Origin of the sequence: Chitinophaga varians (genome assembly GCF_014529945.1) — a bacterium.
In the GTDB taxonomy this organism is placed as follows: Bacteria; Bacteroidota; Bacteroidia; order Chitinophagales; family Chitinophagaceae; genus Chitinophaga; species Chitinophaga varians.
This window is the reverse complement of the sequence record NZ_JACVFB010000008.1, coordinates 79365-97414: the sequence shown is the minus strand read 5'-3', so window position 1 is coordinate 97414 and position 18050 is coordinate 79365. Positions and strand designations below refer to the sequence as shown.

Annotated in this window: 26 protein-coding genes; 12 read left to right on the top strand and 14 right to left on the bottom strand. The window is 49.4% G+C overall.

What is annotated here, in order from left to right; translation table 11 throughout:
• Positions 1–23: 23 nt before the first annotated feature.
• The 3 genes from ICL55_RS31385 to ICL55_RS31375 form a co-directional block, all read right to left on the bottom strand.
• Complete coding sequence (locus ICL55_RS31385) at positions 24–482, bottom strand: cold-shock protein (RefSeq protein WP_188105271.1); 459 nt, start codon at positions 480–482, stop codon at positions 24–26.
• 107 nt (positions 483–589) lie between these two features.
• Complete coding sequence (locus ICL55_RS31380; RefSeq protein WP_188105268.1) at positions 590–865, bottom strand: RNA recognition motif domain-containing protein; 276 nt, start codon at positions 863–865, stop codon at positions 590–592.
• Positions 866–1057: 192 nt separating this feature from the next.
• Entirely contained in the window at positions 1058–1420 is a 363-nt protein-coding gene (locus ICL55_RS31375) for a hypothetical protein (protein ID WP_188105266.1), read from the bottom strand.
• A gap of 131 nt (positions 1421–1551) precedes the next feature.
• Here ICL55_RS31375 and ICL55_RS31370 point away from each other — a divergent pair, with 131 nt between their 5' ends.
• A complete protein-coding gene (locus ICL55_RS31370; RefSeq protein WP_188105264.1) occupies positions 1552–2046 on the top strand; it encodes a hypothetical protein in 495 nt (164 codons plus the stop codon).
• Positions 2047–2097: 51 nt separating this feature from the next.
• On the opposite strand, the gene ICL55_RS31365 is transcribed toward ICL55_RS31370, so the two are convergent.
• Complete coding sequence (locus ICL55_RS31365; protein WP_188105262.1) at positions 2098–3621, bottom strand: aminotransferase class V-fold PLP-dependent enzyme; 1524 nt, start codon at positions 3619–3621, stop codon at positions 2098–2100.
• A gap of 2 nt (positions 3622–3623) precedes the next feature.
• Complete coding sequence (locus ICL55_RS31360) at positions 3624–4286, bottom strand: DUF4395 domain-containing protein (RefSeq protein ID WP_188105260.1); 663 nt, start codon at positions 4284–4286, stop codon at positions 3624–3626.
• Positions 4287–4481: 195 nt separating this feature from the next.
• On the opposite strand from ICL55_RS31360, the gene ICL55_RS31355 reads away from it, so the two are divergent.
• The 4 genes from ICL55_RS31355 (at position 4482) to ICL55_RS31340 (ending at position 7716) form a co-directional block, all read left to right on the top strand.
• Entirely contained in the window at positions 4482–5519 is a 1038-nt protein-coding gene (locus tag ICL55_RS31355) for a sensor histidine kinase (protein WP_188105258.1), read from the top strand.
• Complete coding sequence (locus tag ICL55_RS31350) at positions 5512–6189, top strand: LytR/AlgR family response regulator transcription factor (protein WP_188105256.1); 678 nt, start codon at positions 5512–5514, stop codon at positions 6187–6189. The genes ICL55_RS31355 and ICL55_RS31350 overlap by 8 nt, the downstream gene beginning before the upstream one ends.
• A gap of 153 nt (positions 6190–6342) precedes the next feature.
• Complete coding sequence (locus ICL55_RS31345) at positions 6343–6948, top strand: hypothetical protein (RefSeq protein ID WP_188105254.1); 606 nt, start codon at positions 6343–6345, stop codon at positions 6946–6948.
• Between the two features lie 9 nt (positions 6949–6957).
• Entirely contained in the window at positions 6958–7716 is a 759-nt protein-coding gene (locus tag ICL55_RS31340; protein WP_188105251.1) for a leucine-rich repeat domain-containing protein, read from the top strand.
• An 82-nt stretch (positions 7717–7798) separates the two neighbouring features.
• Here ICL55_RS31340 and ICL55_RS31335 read toward each other — a convergent pair whose 3' ends face one another.
• Both ICL55_RS31335 and ICL55_RS31330 read right to left on the bottom strand, forming a co-directional pair.
• Positions 7799–8191: a RidA family protein gene (locus tag ICL55_RS31335; RefSeq protein WP_188105249.1), complete on the bottom strand. Its 393-nt coding sequence runs from the start codon at positions 8189–8191 to the stop codon at positions 7799–7801.
• 129 nt (positions 8192–8320) lie between these two features.
• Positions 8321–8890: a Crp/Fnr family transcriptional regulator gene (locus tag ICL55_RS31330; protein WP_188105247.1), complete on the bottom strand. Its 570-nt coding sequence runs from the start codon at positions 8888–8890 to the stop codon at positions 8321–8323.
• 138 nt (positions 8891–9028) lie between these two features.
• Here ICL55_RS31330 and ICL55_RS31325 point away from each other — a divergent pair, with 138 nt between their 5' ends.
• Complete coding sequence (locus tag ICL55_RS31325) at positions 9029–9193, top strand: class I lanthipeptide (RefSeq protein ID WP_188105245.1); 165 nt, start codon at positions 9029–9031, stop codon at positions 9191–9193.
• A 51-nt stretch (positions 9194–9244) separates the two neighbouring features.
• Here ICL55_RS31325 and ICL55_RS31320 read toward each other — a convergent pair whose 3' ends face one another.
• From ICL55_RS31320 to ICL55_RS31305, 4 genes are all read right to left on the bottom strand, one after another.
• Positions 9245–9691, bottom strand: coding sequence for a GNAT family N-acetyltransferase (locus ICL55_RS31320; protein WP_188105242.1), 447 nt, complete (start codon positions 9689–9691; stop codon positions 9245–9247).
• Between the two features lie 29 nt (positions 9692–9720).
• Entirely contained in the window at positions 9721–10461 is a 741-nt protein-coding gene (locus ICL55_RS31315) for a YggS family pyridoxal phosphate-dependent enzyme (RefSeq protein ID WP_188105240.1), read from the bottom strand.
• Positions 10458–11180, bottom strand: coding sequence for an AAA family ATPase (locus tag ICL55_RS31310; RefSeq protein ID WP_188105238.1), 723 nt, complete (start codon positions 11178–11180; stop codon positions 10458–10460). The genes ICL55_RS31315 and ICL55_RS31310 overlap by 4 nt, the downstream gene beginning before the upstream one ends.
• A gap of 66 nt (positions 11181–11246) precedes the next feature.
• Positions 11247–11477 (bottom strand): thioredoxin domain-containing protein, encoded by a 231-nt coding sequence (locus ICL55_RS31305; RefSeq protein WP_188105236.1) that lies wholly within the window; start codon positions 11475–11477, stop codon positions 11247–11249.
• A gap of 139 nt (positions 11478–11616) precedes the next feature.
• Between ICL55_RS31305 and ICL55_RS31300 the strand changes: the two genes are divergently transcribed.
• Positions 11617–12294, top strand: coding sequence for a class I SAM-dependent methyltransferase (locus ICL55_RS31300; protein WP_188105233.1), 678 nt, complete (start codon positions 11617–11619; stop codon positions 12292–12294).
• Here the strand turns inward: ICL55_RS31300 and ICL55_RS31295 are convergent.
• Complete coding sequence (locus ICL55_RS31295; protein WP_188105231.1) at positions 12291–12758, bottom strand: hypothetical protein; 468 nt, start codon at positions 12756–12758, stop codon at positions 12291–12293. The genes ICL55_RS31300 and ICL55_RS31295 overlap by 4 nt on opposite strands.
• Before the next feature lie 36 nt (positions 12759–12794).
• On the opposite strand from ICL55_RS31295, the gene ICL55_RS31290 reads away from it, so the two are divergent.
• Together ICL55_RS31290 and ICL55_RS31285 are read left to right on the top strand one after the other, a co-directional pair.
• Positions 12795–13292: a hypothetical protein gene (locus ICL55_RS31290; RefSeq protein ID WP_188105229.1), complete on the top strand. Its 498-nt coding sequence runs from the start codon at positions 12795–12797 to the stop codon at positions 13290–13292.
• A gap of 155 nt (positions 13293–13447) precedes the next feature.
• Positions 13448–13963 (top strand): GNAT family N-acetyltransferase, encoded by a 516-nt coding sequence (locus ICL55_RS31285; RefSeq protein WP_188105227.1) that lies wholly within the window; start codon positions 13448–13450, stop codon positions 13961–13963.
• A 69-nt stretch (positions 13964–14032) separates the two neighbouring features.
• Here ICL55_RS31285 and ICL55_RS31280 read toward each other — a convergent pair whose 3' ends face one another.
• Positions 14033–15520 carry a S8 family serine peptidase gene (locus tag ICL55_RS31280; protein WP_188105225.1) on the bottom strand — a complete coding sequence of 496 codons (1488 nt, stop codon included), beginning with the start codon at positions 15518–15520 and terminating at the stop codon, positions 14033–14035.
• Between the two features lie 298 nt (positions 15521–15818).
• Between ICL55_RS31280 and ICL55_RS31275 the strand changes: the two genes are divergently transcribed.
• Positions 15819–16325: a GNAT family N-acetyltransferase gene (locus ICL55_RS31275; RefSeq protein ID WP_223151657.1), complete on the top strand. Its 507-nt coding sequence runs from the start codon at positions 15819–15821 to the stop codon at positions 16323–16325.
• A gap of 32 nt (positions 16326–16357) precedes the next feature.
• On the opposite strand, the gene ICL55_RS31270 is transcribed toward ICL55_RS31275, so the two are convergent.
• Positions 16358–17281 carry an alpha/beta hydrolase gene (locus ICL55_RS31270; RefSeq protein ID WP_188105223.1) on the bottom strand — a complete coding sequence of 308 codons (924 nt, stop codon included), beginning with the start codon at positions 17279–17281 and terminating at the stop codon, positions 16358–16360.
• A gap of 106 nt (positions 17282–17387) precedes the next feature.
• Between ICL55_RS31270 and ICL55_RS31265 the strand changes: the two genes are divergently transcribed.
• Together ICL55_RS31265 and ICL55_RS31260 are read left to right on the top strand one after the other, a co-directional pair.
• Entirely contained in the window at positions 17388–17744 is a 357-nt protein-coding gene (locus tag ICL55_RS31265; RefSeq protein WP_188105221.1) for a winged helix-turn-helix transcriptional regulator, read from the top strand.
• Between the two features lie 87 nt (positions 17745–17831).
• Positions 17832–18005 carry a hypothetical protein gene (locus tag ICL55_RS31260; protein WP_188105218.1) on the top strand — a complete coding sequence of 58 codons (174 nt, stop codon included), beginning with the start codon at positions 17832–17834 and terminating at the stop codon, positions 18003–18005.
• The last annotated feature ends 45 nt before the right edge of the window (positions 18006–18050 follow it).

The window sequence follows — 18050 nt, the reverse complement described above, 5'->3', positions numbered from 1 at the left end:
TTATTTCAATAAATACGGATGGTTCAGAGGGTGCTTTTGGTACCGGGACCAACTTTCTTCACCGCCGTGGCGTTGTAGCCTTTGGCGTTTCTCTCCCGGATGAAAGATACTTTGTCTCTCTCTTTTACAGGTTCGGACACCTCATTAATATGGAAGAATATACTTTCCCTGGATTTATCGTCCGTAATGAATCCAAATCCTTTGGCGGTGTTAAAGAAAGTAATCATACCTGTTCTGATGGGGTCTTCCGGAGGCCGTGGGGTGGCGCCGATCACGATGTCTTTTGAATCTATTTCCGTTTTCCGGGTTTCTCTTGGAGGAGTGTCAGTAAGGTTGCCGTTTTCATCGACATACGCCAGCATGTCTTCCAGGCTCTTGCCTTTGTCATTATTCAACTTTCGCTCCTTCATTCTTTGCGCCTTGTCTTGTTTCGCTTTCGCTTTTTTGTTTCTGTTTTCTTTTTTGGAAAAAGAATCACCCATATTGAACTGGTTTTAGTTAAATCGCATTATTGCGTAATTGCCCCTTCAGGTTATGTTGACATAACCTGTTGTCGAAATCTGTTTATTAAAAGGAAAAGGACTAATAATTAGTACCTGGACCTTGGGAAGCGTTCTCTTTCAGTTCTGGGCCGGGCCTCATTAACAACGATCGCCTGTGAATCGACAGCCGTACCGTTCAGGTCGCTGATGGCGCGTGTAGCCTCGCCGTTATCCGGCATTTCCACGAAACCAAAGCCTCTGGAGCGGTCTGTGTAATTGTCCATGATTATTTTAGCATTCTGTACAATACCAAAAGGGGAAAACAGGGCTGTCAACTGCTGTTCAGTTGTCTGGCTGCTTAAATTGCCAACGAAAATGTTCATGAGTGTAAAATTTAAAACATGAGGAATATGGCAGCTGGAAAAGCGAAGACTGAGGAAGAAAAGAATTGATCCAGACTAAATCAGAAGAAGCTGCAGGCAGGAGCCTTGTAATTGGCCAAAGGTAGGCTTTAAATTCAATAAACCTGGTATTATTTTAAGCATCCGGCCGTTTGGTGGCTGCAAACAGTTGGTTCAGGGCTTAAAGTATTCTCTTGTAAGATACATCTGCAGGACTTTCTTTAAAAGGGCAGTATAGAAGCCGGGATCAAAGTCGTTTTGCTGAACAACACTTCGATTGAGATGAAATTCGGATAAAATTACACTGGAGGTCAGTCGCTGCGTGAAAATCCTGTAAACACAAAGTCCCGTCCAGCTTCGGGCGAAATAGAGAATGTTATCTAATACGAATATATCCCACTTCTCGTCCATATCCCTGGCGAAAAATCCTTTTTCAAATAGACCGAATTCATTGATGGATATTTCAATATCAAGTCTGTTAGTGTCAAATGTGTCCGGGAAGGATGCTGCTATTTCCTGTTTTCGGGCCTCTGTCATGATAACTGTAGGTTCTTTTTTATGGGTAATAGGGAATGGCGTACGGTCGTTTACGGTGGTAATCTACGAAAAAAACCTATTTTCAGGTACAGATACCTTGTACCCATTATCTATACCTATATCATAAAAAAATGGAAGATTATTCACCTACTTTTGAGAAAGCCCATGCCACTGCCCAACGTCTGATGAACGATGAGTTTTTCTTTGACGTATTATCGGAGACAGCGCCCTTCGGCAGCGATGACGGCGCCGACGCGTATGCTGCATTTGCAGCATGGCGGGCAACAAACACCACTAAGAGCCCGGTATTGTTTATCCATAAACAAATTGAGACCTGGGATTATCCGGAATTTGATATACAGGAAATAGCTTATGAAAAACTGGCGCCTTATCTGGCGCAAAGCGATATGGCTTACCGTTATATGTCTGGTATCAATGCTGCCATCGTGGCTGTTGCCTTCGGGCAATTGTACCTCGAAGGCAAAGTAGATGGCGATGTAAAACAGCTGGCAAAGGTTGCTGTGGAAAGAGAGTTACTGCCGGAAATACTGGCATTGTGGGATGAGTACATAGCAGAACGGGAACGGGGGCTGAACAAACTACTGGCGGTGCTTCAGCGGGTTTAACAGCAACAGGGTACAACTTCCTGTCAGATAGAAATTGTACCCTTTTTTGTTTTAGGGAAGATGCCAACGGGTAATATCAAACCAGCTCAATACCTGCTGTGGTGGCTTTTTTATGGCTATTTCCCGGAAATGATATTCATTAGACGCCGGATCGTAGGTGTAGTCTCTTTCCCACAGTTTTACATGAAGAATGGTAGCTTCAATAGCGTCCAGTATAGAATGAATTTCACGATTAGACATGGTGGGGTGAATAGATAATCTCACCCAGCCGGGTTTATGCGAGAGGTCTCCGGAACGAATAGATTGCCGGATGGCGTGCGACCAGTCTTTGTCTACCCGGAGCAGCATGTGCCCATAAGTGCCGGCACAGGAGCAGCCGCCGCGTAACTGGATGCCGAAACGGTCATTGAGCAGGCGCACGATCAGGTTGTAATGCACGCCGGTCACCATAAAAGAAACAACGCCCAGTCGCTGCGTGGCCTGCGGTTCCAGCACCTGTAACTGCGGTATGCGCGCCAGCCGCGGCAGGATGATGGCCAGCAGCTCTTCTTCCCGCTGCCGGATATGCTGCACCTGCATCTGCTCTTTCAGCCGTATACACATCGCCGCTTTGATACTTTGCAGGAACGGAGGCGTACCGCCGTCTTCCCGCTGTTCAATATTGGGAGTGTAATCATGCTCGTGCCACGGACTGGTATAGTCTACCGTACCGCCGCCCGGGTGATCGGGAATGGTATTACGGTAAAGCTGTTTGTTAAAGATCAATACTCCCGGCGTGCCGGGACCGCCCAGGAATTTATGGGGTGAAAAATAGATGGCATCCAGGCCGGCCCCGGCTTCCTCCGGATGCATGTTGACATCGCAGTAGGGCGCTGCACAGGCGAAGTCCACGAAACACCAGCCACCATACTGATGAATCATTTTCGCGATGTCATGATAAGGTGTCAGGATGCCGGTCACATTGGATGCGGCGGTAACTGCCGCTATTTTAACCGGACGGTCCTGATACTGTTCCAGCAGCGTGTTGAACTGCTGCAGGTCTACGTTCCCATCGGCGTTATGCCCGATTATTTCCACGGTGGCAATGGTTTCCAGCCAGCTGATATGATTGCTGTGATGTTCCATATGTGTGATAAATACCACCGGCCGTGCTGTTTCATTGCGCAGGCGGTAGTGCAGGTAATCCGCAGCGCGGACGGGTATCCGCAAGCCTAATATCCTTTGTAGTTTGTTGACGGCGCTGGTCATACCACTGCCGCAGAAAAGCAGCACATCATCAGGCATGGCGTTAACATGTGTTTTGATGATATGCCTGGCTGTTTCATAGGCTTCCGACATATACGTGCCGGTAACGATGGTATGCGTGTGGGTGTTACCGGCAAACGGCAATACCTCCTGCCGGATCATGTTTTCAATGGGGCCGTAGGCGCGACCGCTGGCGGTCCAGTCGGCATAGATAATTCGTTTTTTCCCGAAAGGGGAATGGAAAATCTGCTGCTGGCCAATGATATGGCTGCGGTAGACAGCGAAATAGTCTTCCAGTCCGCTTTCGCAGGGCATGGGATAGGAGGGCATGACTATTTGGTTTTAGCCGTATTGGAAAATTTAAACATGGCGTGCGGCGCTTTGGTAAAATGCTCATGGAAGAAAAGCGAAGCCAGGACCGGTAGGGCGATGAATAATGCCAGTATGGCCAGCTGTCCGCCGGATACTTTCTGGATAGCCTGTCTCTTGCCGGGTTCACACACTTCACCGGGACAATGCTGCACGGCTTTCTTAAAGAAAAGCGGATAGGCAAGGCATCCCAGACAGATGCCGAAGGCGGCCTCAAAAAACAGAAAACACAGGCATATAAAGCATATCAGGGCGGTGATAGGGCTGTAGGCGTTGATAATCAGGAAGAGGTAAAACATGGAGGCCGACAGTACCACGCCTATGCTCCAGGCAAACCGTTTCTGTGGCGCGCCTACATATTCCGGTACCTGGTTGCGGACGATCAGCCGCCCCAGTATCAGCGAAGGGGCCAGGCGCGGATTGATAAACACCCTGATCAGCAGATCGAGCAGGAAGAGGGAGATCACATATTTGAGCATCACAAAGTTGCCATCAAAAGCGATAAACATCAGGGAGGTATAAGTGGCGAGGAAAAAGATGCCTGCTGCGGCCCTGATCTCCCGTTCATTTAATACCGGAATATCATAACCGTCTACTCTTTCGCCGAATTGGATAAACTTGTTCATGTTTGTTAAGGTTGAATGTAAATGTTTGGGTATGGTGTTGCCGGCGATATAAAATTAGGTACCAGGGCCGGTTACCGTTGCGCCATGTCAACAAACAGCGGGTTGTGGTAAACAAACGACAGGGTTGGGGCAGGCACGGGGAGTAATTAGGAGATAGGAAAATATTTATCGACATTTATCCTGTTAAATAACAAGATGAAAAGACTGTCAGACATACGACGATATGAATTGTACCGGTGGCTGGTACCAGCTTTCCTGCTGTTAAATATTTTACAGGACCTGGTACAGGGCGAAAGTAATTTTCCGCTGAGGGTGGTCAATGAAACCTGGCTGGCCATCTATATATCGGTGATCAACTACCGGCTGTTGGAACATGCTCTGCCCAGGCTGAGCTGGAAACGGGCGCTCTACGGTTTCCTGGTGCTGCTGTCATATGTATTTGCCTATTCTATAGGAATTTTCCTGTGGCGTGCCTTCGGGGTCACCCTGCATATTTTTACGCCATTGGGTAATCCTATTCCTATGGAGGACCGGCTGGGCGCACTGATTGGCTACAGTATAGCGGCGGTGGCTTTCTTCGCCATCGTCCGGCATCTTTTCAATTATATTAAATTAAAACAAGATGCCCAGCAGCTGCGCATCGTCAGCCAGCAGGCGGAATTGAATTATCTGAAATCGCAGACCAATCCTCACTTTTTATTCAATACCCTGAATAACATCTATTCGCTGGCACGCGATAAATCTGACCTGGCGCCGGAATCTATTCTGCGTTTGTCCAAGATGCTACGGTATATGCTATACGAAACCAGCGAGCCTTATATCGCGGTGGAAAAGGACCTGAAGATTATCGACGACTATATCGCTTTGGAAAAGCTTCGTTATGATGATTCCCTGCGGGTCAATTTTAACCATGATCTGGAAGATGTGAAACAGGCATTGCCTCCGTTGTTGCTCATCCCGCTGGTGGAGAATGCCTTTAAACACGGCGCTTCTGAAACAAGAGAACGCCCTTTCGTAGATATCCATCTCTCTATAAAAAACAGACAACTGCTTTTTGTGGTAAAAAACTCCACAGGAGAACCGGCAGGAGATGGCAGTTACAATACACAGATCGGCCTTTCCAACCTGCGGCGGCAGCTGGAACTGCTCTACACCGATTATCATCTTGACGTACAAAGAGGTGATTATGTCTTCACCGCCACATTGAAAATTAATCTGGCAAGCCATGTCTAAAATCAAATGTATCGTCATAGAGGATGAACCACTGGCGGCGAAGGTGCTCACTGACTACATCTCGCAGGTGCCTTTCCTGGAACTGCAACAGGTGTTTAAAGATGCGTTGCTGGCATCCGAATTCCTGTCGGCGCAGCATACGGACCTGATGTTTCTCGATATTCATCTGCCTAAACTGAAGGGGATGGCTTTCCTGAAAACGCTCGTGGACCCGCCGGCGGTGATTGTGACCACAGCCTACCATCAGTATGCGGTAGAAGGTTTTAACCTGAACGTAACAGATTACCTGCTGAAGCCTTTTGAATTTGAACGGTTCTTAACGGCAGTGAACAAGGTGAGGGCGGAACAAAAGAAGGCGGTGGTGGAAGAGCGGGATTTTATTTTCGTAAGTGTACAAAAGCGCCGGGTGCGGATACCGTTTTCAGAGATATTGTATGTAGAAAGCCAACGGGAATACATTCGTATTGTAACCACCAAACAGGAATACATCTCTAAAATGGGCACCAGCGAGATCGAAGAGCTGTTGCCGGCACGTACGTTTAAGCGGGTACATCGTTCTTTTATCGTGTCCGTCAATAAAATTGAATCTTATACCGCCGAAGAAATATTGATGCATGGCACATCTATCCCGATCGGAAGAGGGTATAAAGATGTGATCGATGAACTGTGATCCAAAAGAACCTACTGGTTTACCGGTAGAAAAAATACACATTTTGCAGGTATTGGTACAGCCCAGAACTGTACTCAGTTTTGTAATTGACTTCATCCGGTGATATATGACGGATTATATTGCCAGTTATTGATAAATCCAAATAAAGAAGCTATGCATTGCTGTATCCGGCGGATATGTATGGTGGCGGGGCTCCTGGTGGCCGGCGCTTCCGGCGTATCTGCCCAAAAAACACCTGAATACATTTTCCCCACCGCTGCTTTTAATGAGGCTGAAGTGGCCAGTCAGATGGAAGACGGGAAAGCCACTATTCAGGGGCTGGCCAAACTGAAAAAGAAAGGGCGGACCTATTATCCCTGGCAGGGGGACCGTATCCAGCTATATCCCGTAACCCCTTATCTGACCGAGTTCCTGGAGCTGCAGAAAAAGTACCGGAAAGGTAAAAAGGTGGCTACCATGAGCAATACGGTGTTCAGTTATCACATCGAAGGGAGGGTGATAGATGAAAACGGCCATTTCGAATTCAGGGACCTGAAACCAGGCAAATACTACATCGTAACCTGGATAGACTATGAGAAAAGTTATCAGTATCAGGTGCAAACCGGCAGGGAAACAGCGTATAACGGCTATGGGAACATAGTATATTCCATACCTACCTACACCTCGTATACCTATAAGTATGCGGTAGAGCAGGAAGTGTCTGGTATCGTAGACGTAACCAGTGACGGCAAAATGTCAGCCGTGATCTCTAACGATTAAGATAGTATCATGAAAAAAAGCTTCATCCATCTCTCTATATGCCTGTTATTGACGGCTCAGGCGGCCTTGGCACAAAACGTCAAAATGCGGGACGAAAATTTCAAAAAAGCACTCATCGAACAAGGAGTCGACCTGAACGATGATGGCGAAATCCAGGTGTCAGAAGCCCTGAAAGTCACGAAACTGTATGTCAACAAGTTCCACATCAACAACCTGTATGGTATCAAAAGTTTCGCTAACCTGGAGGAGTTTGGTTTTTACGACAACGAGATCAGGGACGCCGATCTCTCCGGGATGACCAAACTAAGGGCCGTCTATGGCTGGAACAATCAACTGCAAAGCCTTAACGTAAAAGGCTGTACGAACCTGGTGACGCTTTATGCGCCATACAACAAACTCTCCGCCATAGACCTGAGCGGCCTGCCGAAGCTCAAAGAGCTGCAACTGAACAACAACACCATCAATGTGGGGGATGTGAGTGGGCACCCGTTACTGGAAGAGTGTCAGCTGAACGACAATATGATGACTTCCTTCCGTTTCAAAGGCTCCAATGCCATCAAAAAATTGCGGCTGGACAACAACCTGTTGGAGGAGTTGAACGCCACGCCTTTAAAAGATCTGGAGGAATTGAGCGTGTACAAAAACAGAACAATGACCGTATTGAAAATATACGGGCTCCGGAAACTGAAAGAGCTAAGCGCTGATTTCTGCTCGCTGAACAACCTGAATATGAGCGGGACGGTTAATCTGACTAAATTCACCTGGTGATATTATTTAATCATTTAGTCATTTAGTCATTTAGTCATTTCTCCAAATGAAAAAATGACTAAATGACTAAATGAAAAAATCCCTACATCACTACGGTGGCTTCAAATTCTATATTTAACGTCTCAAAAAGTGCGTTAACCTCCATCAGCGTCACAGCTGTTTGTACGCCGTGTTTGGCCGCCCATTCCTTATATGCCTCAAAGCAGGTATTCACAAATGTTTCAGAAGACGTCGTGTAAACGGTGAGGCGTACAATGCCGCTACAGGCATATCCTGCCAGATGAATCACCTGTTCCAGGTTTTGCAGCGCAATATGCAGCTGCGTCTGCATATCAGCGGATGAGGAGGTGCCATCCGGAAGTACTGCCGCCTGCCCGGCGCAATAAAGCGTGCCGTTTGCCTGTTTTACTTCCACTGCCTGTACATAACCGCGTTCGTTCTGCCAGGTCCAGGGATTAATGATTCTTTTCTCCATGATGTAATAGTTTGATATGGGCCATAGAAGCGGCGCCACGATTAAAAAAAGTATACGCTGCAAAAGTGGGCAGCGCGTCTTTTTTTTCGTGTGACAAACCTCACTATTTTGAAACGGCCGAAAATAAGGCTAGGATGATTGCCCCAGTCGGCTGAGGGTTTCGCGGGACACGCCGAGGTAGGAGGCCAGCAGCGTTTTGGGAACGCGCTGCAGCAGTGCCGGATATCGCTCCAGCAGCTGCTCGTAGCGCTGTTTGGCGTTGGAGGTGAGGAAGGAGAGTATGCGGCGCTGTGAACCGATATGGCCGCCATTGGCTTTCTGCAGAAAAAAATGTTCCATCTTTTGAAGGCCGGCGCACAGGCTCCTGTATCCTTCCAGGGTGAGGCAGTATACTTCCGTGTCTTCCAGGCATTGCAGCGACATGCCGGCTTTGGTTTGCCGGAAATAAGCTTCGTAGTCGCTTTCCCACCAGTCTTCCATGGCAAAGGAAACAATGTGTTGTTTCCCGGTATCATCATGATAGATCAGGGTTAACAGTCCTGAAACAACAAAATAGGAATACCGGACACTTTCACCGGTCTGAAAGAGAAACTCCTTTTTCTTTGCGCTTTTGACGGTGAAATGGCTGTTTACAAATGCAAACTCTTCGTCAGTCAGGGAGACTATTTTTTCGATATGTTGCCTCAGCTTTTCCTGCATGGGAGAGATAAGATAAGCCCCAAAGTTAACGGTATCCGCGGCAGCAGAAAAATCCCATTTTTACGGGATACAATGGCGGGGAATTATGATGTAACTTAATAGTGCACTCGTTTCTCTAATGTCTCAAATTGAAAAGCCATGAAAAAGAAAATGCATTTGCAAAAGCTCGTTTTAAGCAAGAAAATTGTAGCGCGATTGAACACGCTGCAAGCAGGAGATGTGGCAGGTCGCCGGATGTCTGATCCGCTGACGGAAAATCCCTGTGACCCCGTACACAGCATGCTTTGCTCCCGCGGTTGCTAAGGGGAATTTAATTTCCGGGGTAACAACGCATTACCCCGGAAATACATCCAACTATGCTTTCCACCAGTTGTAATAATGGTGATCATTGTCCACTTCAAATCCTGTTTTGGGGTATAACTGATTGCCGATAGCGTTGGTTTTTTCTGTTTCCAGCAGCAGGCCACAGGCGTTGGTTTCATCGCAGAAAGCTTTGCAGCGGTCGATGATTATCACCGAAATGCCGCGGCCTCTGTAATGGGGGTCAACAAAAAGATCGCTCAACAGCCATTGACGCTCGAGCTTTTTGTAATGAAAGAGGGAGTAGAGCTGGGCAAACCCTACGGCTTTACCATCTGCCAGGGCCAGGAAGGTATCTGATTCTCCGTTGGCTATCCTTTCCCGTAAGAAATTTTTCCCCTTTTCGAGGTCTGACGGCTGACGATAAAAAATGCGATAGCTGTTAAACAATTCCGCGAATTCGTCGAGATGTTCCATCCCTGCTTTTACAATTTGTACCATTTCTTATGATTTAGTGTTTGAGTTATCCGTCATCTTACCTCCATCGACTCATTCCAATAGTAACCGTCGGGGGTGGGCCGCTGGCCAAATACGGCCGTGCCTACACGAACAATGGTAGCCCCTTCTTCAATAGCTGTTTCCAGATCGCCGCTCATGCCCATGGAAAGCTCGTCCATGGCCACGCGGGGAATGGCGGCGGTAATGATCTGCTGCTGCAGTGATTTCAGCAGTCGGAAACACTGCCTTACTTTTTCGGTTTCTGCGCTCAGCAGCCCGATGGTCATCAGTCCTTTTATCTGCAGCGTGCTCAGATGAGATACCTGTTCCACCAGCTGTAGGGCACCCTCCGGCGCGATACCGAATTTGCTCTCTTCTCCGGAAGTGTTCACCTGTATCAGCACATCCAGCTGCCTGTTCTCCGCAAGCAGCCGCTGGTGCAGTTTTTCTGCGAGATCGAGGCGGTCCATCGACTGGATACAGGTGACATCATATTTCAGGAGATCTTTGATTTTATTGGTTTGCAGATGTCCGATGAAATGGTTTTCATGCGGGACTGCTTTTAAGGCCTCGTATTTTTCTTTCAGCTCCTGTACCTTGTTTTCTGCCATCAGCCGGTGTCCGGTACCCAGCGCAATTTTGATCCGTTCGGCGGGTACGGTTTTGGTGGCCAGCAGCAGTTTGACGCTGCCGGTGCTCCGCCGACTGTTGATACAAGCCTGTTGTATTCTGTTGTTGATTTTTTGGAGATTGTATAATATTTCCTCACTCATGCGTCCACATTTTTGGCTGTTGTCTCCAGCTGGGCAATCAGTGCGGCTTTTACCTGGGTGAAAACATCGTCTTTGGCTTCTGCGAAGGAGATGCCTGTTTTCCGTTGTATATGCCGCATATGCTCCGGAAAGCGGGACAACAGCGTATCGTAATAGATGTTTAACTCCGCTGTGGAAGGCATCTCAAACGGAATATTGAGCTGAAACCTTCTGATGAGCGCTTTGTCGATAATATCCACGTGGTTGGTGGCGCAGAGCAGCAGCGCTTTCTCGGGGAAATAGTCGATCAGCTGAATGAGCGTATTGACAAGGCGTCTCATTTCCCCTACGTCGCGGTCGTCGTTGCCGCGGGCTTTCCCGATCTGGTCGAACTCATCTAAAAATAACACCGCTTTTTCACGGGCTGCCTTGTCGAATACCGCTTTGATGTTCTGAGAAGTTTCTCCGATGCGGGCGCAGATGATATTGCTGAGATTCAGGATGAACAACGGTTTGCCCAGTGCGTGAGCGATCGCTTTGGCGGTGGTGGTTTTACCGCAGCCGGAAGCGCCGTGCAGCAGTATTTTATTATTGACCGGAAGGCCATACTGCTGTAATGCTTCCACGTAATAATGTTCTTTGATCAGCTGTTCGATGGCTTTCCTTTTCTCTTCATGCAGGAACACCTCATCCAGCCGGGTGGTTTCTTTGTCCGTGATAATAAGATCGTAAATGTTCATGGCGTCGGCAGGCAGTTTTGATGATGAGCAATGCTCCTGATGGTGCCGGACCATCAGGAGCTTTTATTACTTCAGGTCGTCAATAGACGCCCCAAAGTTAATGTGTAGCACGTTTCCGTTGGCTAAAACCAGTGCCGGAACGGATTTTACACCTGCCGCTGCTGCCTGCCCGATCTGTGATTTGTCCGTGCCCAGGTGAATAACCGCTACGGTTTCCTTCGGAATCAGGTTTAAAATATCTTGTTCTGCGCTAACGCATACAGGACAACCTGCATGATAAAAAACTGCTTTTGCCATGATGTACGGATTGTGTTAATTGCATAATTGCGACCCAAAGGTACCGGGTTGCTGGGGGAGGTGTCTGGTCCAGATTCCATAAATGCAGGTGGTCCAGTTTTTTTAAAAGAGTAACTTAGGTACTTTAAATCTACCCGTTATGAGTGAGGGCAACCGTATCATTGCTTCCTGGCATGCCAATGCAGATCAGTGGATAGCGACTATCGATCATGGAGAAATAGAATCCCGGATACTTGTTACCAACGAGGCGATTGTCCGCACGATAACCAGCTACCCGCTGGTGTCGGTACTGGATATCGGTTGCGGCGAAGGGTGGCTGACGCGTGCGCTGCACAACAAAGGCCTCAGGGCCTCCGGCGTAGACACGGTAGCGGCATTGATCGGCAATGCGCTGGAAAAAGGCGGAGGGACCTATGAGGTGGCCAGTTTCCAGGATATCGCCACCGGAATGTACACGGTAGACAAAAAATTTGATGCGGCGGTTATCAATTTCGCGCTGCTGGACCAGACCGACACGGAAGCATTAGTGAAAAACATCCGCAGGGTGGTGGCCGACAACGGGCTGCTGTTTATCCAGACCCTGCATCCGCTGGTGATTGCGCGGCAGGAGCCTTATATCTCCGGATGGAAGGAGGGCAGCTGGAACGGGATGAAACGCGAATTCGTACAGCCCTATCCGTGGTATTTCAGAACGCTGGAAGACTGGATACGGTTGTTTACAGAAGCAGGCCTGACCCTCCAACAATTAGCGGAGCCGGTACATCCGGAAACACAGGCGCCGGTATCAGTGATATTTGTGTTGCAGGTATCTGCCTAAAAAAAGATATTGTCTCTGTTACAGCGCCAGTGTGGTCCATAGGTAGATCTTTGTATACGCCCCGAAACCACTTCCCTTGTTTTATCCGCCTTGTTGCATTTTGGGCAAATAGCGCTGCCGGCACCGTCTGTTGCGACAGGCACAGGAATAGGAAGCGTAAGGCGCAAGGTGTCTGTTGTATTAGTCAGATTAATATGCTGAAGGTACATCTCAGCGTCCATACCAAATTCAGTATAGAGAATATCTACCTGCTCAGGCCTGCGGTCAAAGATCGTAGATATGAATTCACCCTGCCGGGTAATGTTGCTCCTTCCGATAACTTTCCCTTTATTTTTCAGGACGATCTGAGAAAGTGATGCTTCATAATCCTTAGGTTTGTTGGTGTCCAGACGGCCGGAAATTACTTTTTTGCCGGGCGGCGTTGTTGGCAGGAACAGGAGTATAAACAGGAGGCGGTAGATCATATTTCAAATTTACCAAATAAATTTGCGTAGGAAACCATGCTGATGAATAATCTGACAGCGATAACAGACAAGATAAAACGGGACTGGCAGACGGCCAGAGAGGCGGTGCATTTCGGAACGGCGTGCCCTTTTCTTTTGCGGTGCAGTTTTGACGAAGGATGGTGGGAGGAAGCCACGATGAAAGATTTTCCCGCTTCGGCTGCTGAACTGCTACAGTTTTGGAAAATATCCGCACAGGCGGATTTATTTAAGGACGAAACGTACGGTCAGTGGGGGGTGGTTATATATTCACCTGCCGCCACGCTGGCAGAAACAGCCCGGCAGCGGGCTATCCGAAGTCAGGACATCCTCGCGGATGACCTGGTGTTCGGCGGTTTTTATGGTGATACCGAATTACTGATGGCCGACGGTCGTGGCGCTATTTATGTTTGTCTGCCGCTGTATGCCCGTGCTGACTGGCCCCGGGTGGCTGATTCCCTGCAAGACTTCCTGCTTCGGTTATACCACGCACAGGGCGCAAAATATTGGGAGTAATTTTTTCTTACCTTTGTCGAATGCTGGATATTGTCATAGCGTAATTGCCGGCGCTCCGCCGGTAATTGCATACGCACTTTTTAAGGAAAAACATTTATACACACCTGTTATGCCTGGTTGGTCCAACGAGGCATCAGGATAATTATTATCCGGCAATGAATACAAACACATATATCCTCCGAAAAGAAAAAATATCCGATATCCCACAAATTGATACCGTAACCAAAGCGGCTTTCCTCTCTGCGGCCCATGCCAGCGGTACCGAACAGTTTATCATCCGCGCACTGCGGGCCAGTGGGCAACTAACCCTGTCGCTGGTGGCGGAAGAAAACGAAACATTGATAGGCCATGTGGCCATTTCTCCGGTGGAGATATCTTCAGGCGAGCCCGGATGGTTCGGACTGGGCCCTGTATCTGTTCTCCCGGAACGGCAGGGGACAGGCGTTGGTTCGGCACTGATCAAAGCGGCGCTTGCGGAGTTGAGACAGTTGGGCGCCAAAGGCTGCGTGGTGCTGGGAGAGCCGGCCTATTACGGACGGTTTGGTTTTAGAGCAGACGCCGGGCTGCTGTATCCCGAAGCGCCGGCAGAATACTTTCAGGTATTGGCTTTTGAGGGAATAGTGCCTACGGGCACGGTGCAGTATCATGCATCGTTTTATGCAACAGAATAGGCAGAAAGAACAATTTATAGTGAGCAACAACCCGCTGTGTACAGCGGGTTGTTGCTTTTATAGACGATCTCAATAACGTCTGGCGGTGGCTGATAAGCCGGTTGCCAGCAGCGATTCTATCGCCGCCTTAATATTAGGGAGCGGCCCTATGTGGCCGCCGGTGCCTTGCGGTGAACCGGTATTGATCAGCAAATTACGTATAGCCCGTGGCGATAGTACCGTGCCGGTGCGGGCTTTATACCATGATTGCACGGCCACCACGGCCGAGGCCACAATGGGCGTGGCGGAGGAGGTGCCGGAGAAGCCGTTGGCATAGGTGGCATTGGGGCCTCCATTATACAGCGTGCCGTATCCTGCGCTGGTCACCGACCAGTCGCCCCAGCCCTGTACATGTACCGGGCTGCCATAGGTGGAGAAGCTGGCTTTGTTCTGCTGCGATTTAGTACCGGCGCCTACGATGATGGCGCCATTGTCGCCCCGGGCGCGATAGCTGGCGTAGAAAGCGCCGTCGAGGTCCTGGTTGCCATTGCCACCGGCAGCCACGATGACAATACCGGAATCGGTGGCGGTTTTGGTAATGTCCCATACCGCCTGGTTGTAATCGGCCGGAACATATTGTCCGCCCTGACCGCCCGTTTGCATTTCATACAGGAACACGTCTCCGCGGCGTAACCGCCGCAGACCGGCAGCGATGCCGGCAGGCCTGCCAGCTACCCGTTCCGAGATAACGTACACACTGTCGGCGCCATACACCAGGCCGGTGACGCCAAAACCATTGTTTTTCGCCGCCAGTATGCTCACCACCGCGGTGCCATGATCTTTATACTGATCATCCGGTGGCGGCAGCACTTCCAGGTTACGGCCACCGATCAGGTCTTCATGGTTTTTGTTGTAGCCCCATTCAATGTCAGCGATCCGGATACCGGAGCCGGTAACGCCGATAGACCAGGCATAGGTGGCATTGATACCACGTATGGAAGGATTGTTGGCGTCAATAAAGTCTTTGTAGTACTGCTGACCGGTGTAGTCAGGCGTGGGAGGCGGTGGCGGGGTCACCGGTTCAATAGCCGCATACTCCACGATGTCCAGCTGTTCAAAACTGTTGGCCAGCTTCAGCACTTCCGCCGGAGAGAGGCCAGGGGCTTCTTTTACATATAGCAGCCCTCTGAAAGCGTAGCGGTTGAACGCACCGGGTGCCGGTGCTGCCTGACGTCCCTGCTTCAGTGCCGTTTTCTCCTCAGGGCTGAGCGGGATGGCCTGTTCATACGTATACGCCTGTACGTCGCCGGCAGTGGCGCTCCAGGTAGTGGCGGCCGTTGGCGCCTGCCGCGCTGCAAATACGGGTTGGTTTTTTTCTACATCCTGAATGGCAGCGGCCCTGAACTTTACGAGCAGCCGGTACTCGTTTACGCCGGGCAGCAGATGGTTCTGGCCTTTCAGGCCGACGGCCTGTTGCACGTTGTCAAGGGGTTGGTCAGCAGGAAGGTCCTGTACTTTTTTGGTACATCCTGCCATACTAAGGCTTAAGGCCAGGATGAAACTTAATCGCGATTTCATGTTGGTTTTTTTTATAGGTTGAACAAATAAAGAATAGACACGGGTTTCCTGCGCTGGATACCTACAGCGGGTTTATCAGGATGACTTACGGTACAGATATGTTGACCTGATAAGTATGGACGTATGGAAGGTGGTAAAAAAGTATAATGTACCTTTGGTAATAGTTGGTGGGTGCTGTAAGGACTGTATTGATCTGATGGTTATTCGACTGAGTAATTACCTGGATGAATATACGAAATTTCCACCAACCACCAAAAGTGACATGGTAACTATTGCCAACAATATAACACCCATTAACATGCGTATATTATATAAGAACGACACTATTCTCGTCCGTGAATTTTTGCCGGAAGACCTGGACTTGTTCCTGGCCCTGCTGGCAGATCCGGAAGTGGCGCGGTACCTGCCTCCTAATACGCCGGAACGTTACAGACAATTATTCGCAGTGGCGCTGGAAGATTACCGTAAAGGATTATTCAGCCGCTGGGGTATCTGGGATGCGGTGACCAACGACTTTATAGGCACCTGCCTCGCAAGGCCTTTTGTGGAAGTACCCGGTCAACTGGAAATTGGCTATACGCTGGCGAAGGCATACTGGGGGAGAGGGATTGCCACGACCGTGAGCAAAGCGCTGGTAGCGTATTGTTTTACGCACACCAGTGCCCGCGATGTGGTAGCGCTGACACATCCGGATAATATTGGTTCACAGAAAGTATTGGAGAAGGCCGGCTTCAGCAGGGCGCCGCATAATATTGTGCGCGACCAGAAGGAAGCAGCTTATTTTGTGTTGCATCGGCCGGCATAAGTACCGGCGGAACGGATCGTTCCGCCGTACATTTATTGCAGTGCATTGCGTAGGAAAGCCGCGGCCTCCCGTTGTGCTGCCCGCGCTTCCGGCAGCAGTGCCGGCATGAGGAAGAACGGATGGATAGTGCCCGGATACAGTGAATAATGGACCGGTACACCGTCTTCCGTGTATCGGTCTGCCAGCTGTCTGCCGTCATCGCGCAGTGGATCACATTCTGCTGCAATAATCAATGCTGGCGGTAATCCCCTGAAATTGTTTTGGATCACGGATGCCCATGGATGACGGGCATTTTCTTCATGGCCGGTGTAAGACTGCCAACAGTGCTGCATCGTCTGGCGGGTGAGGTGATACCCTTCTGCATAGGTGATATAGGAATGGGTGTCGAAGCTGGCATTGACGGGAGGGTATACCAGCAGTTGTGCTGCGAGGGCAATACCCGCCTCTCTGGCGCGCAGCAGCGTCGCGATAGCGATGTTGCCACCGGAGCTGTCGCCGCCAATAGCGATACGTTGTGCGTCTATATCAAGGGAGGCGGCATGGGCCTGTAACCATAACAAGGCGTCAAAACCATCATCTATAGCCGCGGGAAATACATGTTCGGGTGACAAACGATATTCTACTGAAACGACGGTGACACCTGATTGCGCGGCAAGATTCCGGCACAGCCAGTCGTGCGTGGCCACGCTGCCACGTACCCATCCGCCGCCGTGGAAATAGAGCACGGCCGGCCGTATCCCCGGTCCAGGGCGATAGATCGTAACGCTTACATTCGCGTTGACCTGCCGTTGCACTACCTGTGCAATGGCCGTCTTTTCCCCGCTCCACACCGGCATCGCGTCCAGTGTTGCCTGCCGGAAAGTCGCTATTGTTGCCGGTGTGGAAGCGCGGTGGGTATTTACGCTTTCCAGATAAGCCTGTACATTTGCATTGACCTGCCTGTTGTATGTCTGCATAGAAAAAAATTTATGCAAAGTTGTGGCAGGCAAGAGTAGTAATTCGTCTTATACTTTTAAGTGTGATACTTACTTTTAGGAGAGTATCGTTATTTAACAACCTGATATGCCTGAATTTATTGTAGATAACAAGGTTTTTTATAATCCGGTGGAATATGCGCTGCATCATATCGGTGGTACCTGGAAGATACCGATACTGTGGAGGCTGCGGGAGAAAGTGCTGCGTTATGGGGAGTTGAAGAGTGAAATTCCACATATCACGCATAAGATGCTCACCACACAACTGAGGGAACTGGAGACATTGGGCATGATTGAGCGGACCGTTTTCCCGGTAGCGCCGCCAAAGGTAGAGTACCGGATAACGGAGAAAGGAAAGGAGGCCCTGCCGGTAATAGAGATGCTGATACAATATGGCTTTGATCTGATGCGAAAGGCAGGGATCGATTATCCGGAAACAAAATAAACGGAAATGCCCCGGCCCGCTGCGGCTGGCACAGATTTGGGGTTTATCATTCCATACGGATTCTTTCACTCATAAAAGCATGTTGTGATGGATAAAGAAAAGGATGTAACCGAACGACCAGATCCCCCGTTTTCCAAAGACGATTTATTGGGTACAGAAGGAGAATCAGATTTTACGGAAGAGCAGGCCGAAAAGCCCGCTACTACCGATGATACACAACAACAAAGTCCTCCGGAATCCGATTCAGAGAAAAAAACGTGATGGGGTATCTGATCATAATGGGAGGGCCGCCTGATCAGGCGGCCC

Bases quoted from the DNA above. Each gene is read 5' to 3' on its own strand.
- ICL55_RS31385 (WP_188105271.1), bottom strand. From the start codon at position 482: ATGGGTGATTCTTTTTCCAAAAAAGAAAACAGAAACAAAAAAGCGAAA.
- ICL55_RS31380 (WP_188105268.1), bottom strand. From the start codon at position 865: ATGAACATTTTCGTTGGCAATTTAAGCAGCCAGACAACTGAACAGCAG.
- ICL55_RS31375 (WP_188105266.1), bottom strand. From the start codon at position 1,420: ATGACAGAGGCCCGAAAACAGGAAATAGCAGCATCCTTCCCGGACACA.
- ICL55_RS31370 (WP_188105264.1), top strand. From the start codon at position 1,552: ATGGAAGATTATTCACCTACTTTTGAGAAAGCCCATGCCACTGCCCAA.
- ICL55_RS31365 (WP_188105262.1), bottom strand. From the start codon at position 3,621: ATGCCCTCCTATCCCATGCCCTGCGAAAGCGGACTGGAAGACTATTTC.
- ICL55_RS31360 (WP_188105260.1), bottom strand. From the start codon at position 4,286: ATGAACAAGTTTATCCAATTCGGCGAAAGAGTAGACGGTTATGATATT.
- ICL55_RS31355 (WP_188105258.1), top strand. From the start codon at position 4,482: ATGAAAAGACTGTCAGACATACGACGATATGAATTGTACCGGTGGCTG.
- ICL55_RS31350 (WP_188105256.1), top strand. From the start codon at position 5,512: ATGTCTAAAATCAAATGTATCGTCATAGAGGATGAACCACTGGCGGCG.
- ICL55_RS31345 (WP_188105254.1), top strand. From the start codon at position 6,343: ATGCATTGCTGTATCCGGCGGATATGTATGGTGGCGGGGCTCCTGGTG.
- ICL55_RS31340 (WP_188105251.1), top strand. From the start codon at position 6,958: ATGAAAAAAAGCTTCATCCATCTCTCTATATGCCTGTTATTGACGGCT.
- ICL55_RS31335 (WP_188105249.1), bottom strand. From the start codon at position 8,191: ATGGAGAAAAGAATCATTAATCCCTGGACCTGGCAGAACGAACGCGGT.
- ICL55_RS31330 (WP_188105247.1), bottom strand. From the start codon at position 8,890: ATGCAGGAAAAGCTGAGGCAACATATCGAAAAAATAGTCTCCCTGACT.
- ICL55_RS31325 (WP_188105245.1), top strand. From the start codon at position 9,029: ATGAAAAAGAAAATGCATTTGCAAAAGCTCGTTTTAAGCAAGAAAATT.
- ICL55_RS31320 (WP_188105242.1), bottom strand. From the start codon at position 9,691: ATGGTACAAATTGTAAAAGCAGGGATGGAACATCTCGACGAATTCGCG.
- ICL55_RS31315 (WP_188105240.1), bottom strand. From the start codon at position 10,461: ATGAGTGAGGAAATATTATACAATCTCCAAAAAATCAACAACAGAATA.
- ICL55_RS31310 (WP_188105238.1), bottom strand. From the start codon at position 11,180: ATGAACATTTACGATCTTATTATCACGGACAAAGAAACCACCCGGCTG.
- ICL55_RS31305 (WP_188105236.1), bottom strand. From the start codon at position 11,477: ATGGCAAAAGCAGTTTTTTATCATGCAGGTTGTCCTGTATGCGTTAGC.
- ICL55_RS31300 (WP_188105233.1), top strand. From the start codon at position 11,617: ATGAGTGAGGGCAACCGTATCATTGCTTCCTGGCATGCCAATGCAGAT.
- ICL55_RS31295 (WP_188105231.1), bottom strand. From the start codon at position 12,758: ATGATCTACCGCCTCCTGTTTATACTCCTGTTCCTGCCAACAACGCCG.
- ICL55_RS31290 (WP_188105229.1), top strand. From the start codon at position 12,795: ATGCTGATGAATAATCTGACAGCGATAACAGACAAGATAAAACGGGAC.
- ICL55_RS31285 (WP_188105227.1), top strand. From the start codon at position 13,448: ATGAATACAAACACATATATCCTCCGAAAAGAAAAAATATCCGATATC.
- ICL55_RS31280 (WP_188105225.1), bottom strand. From the start codon at position 15,520: ATGAAATCGCGATTAAGTTTCATCCTGGCCTTAAGCCTTAGTATGGCA.
- ICL55_RS31275 (WP_223151657.1), top strand. From the start codon at position 15,819: ATGCGTATATTATATAAGAACGACACTATTCTCGTCCGTGAATTTTTG.
- ICL55_RS31270 (WP_188105223.1), bottom strand. From the start codon at position 17,281: ATGCAGACATACAACAGGCAGGTCAATGCAAATGTACAGGCTTATCTG.
- ICL55_RS31265 (WP_188105221.1), top strand. From the start codon at position 17,388: ATGCCTGAATTTATTGTAGATAACAAGGTTTTTTATAATCCGGTGGAA.
- ICL55_RS31260 (WP_188105218.1), top strand. From the start codon at position 17,832: ATGGATAAAGAAAAGGATGTAACCGAACGACCAGATCCCCCGTTTTCC.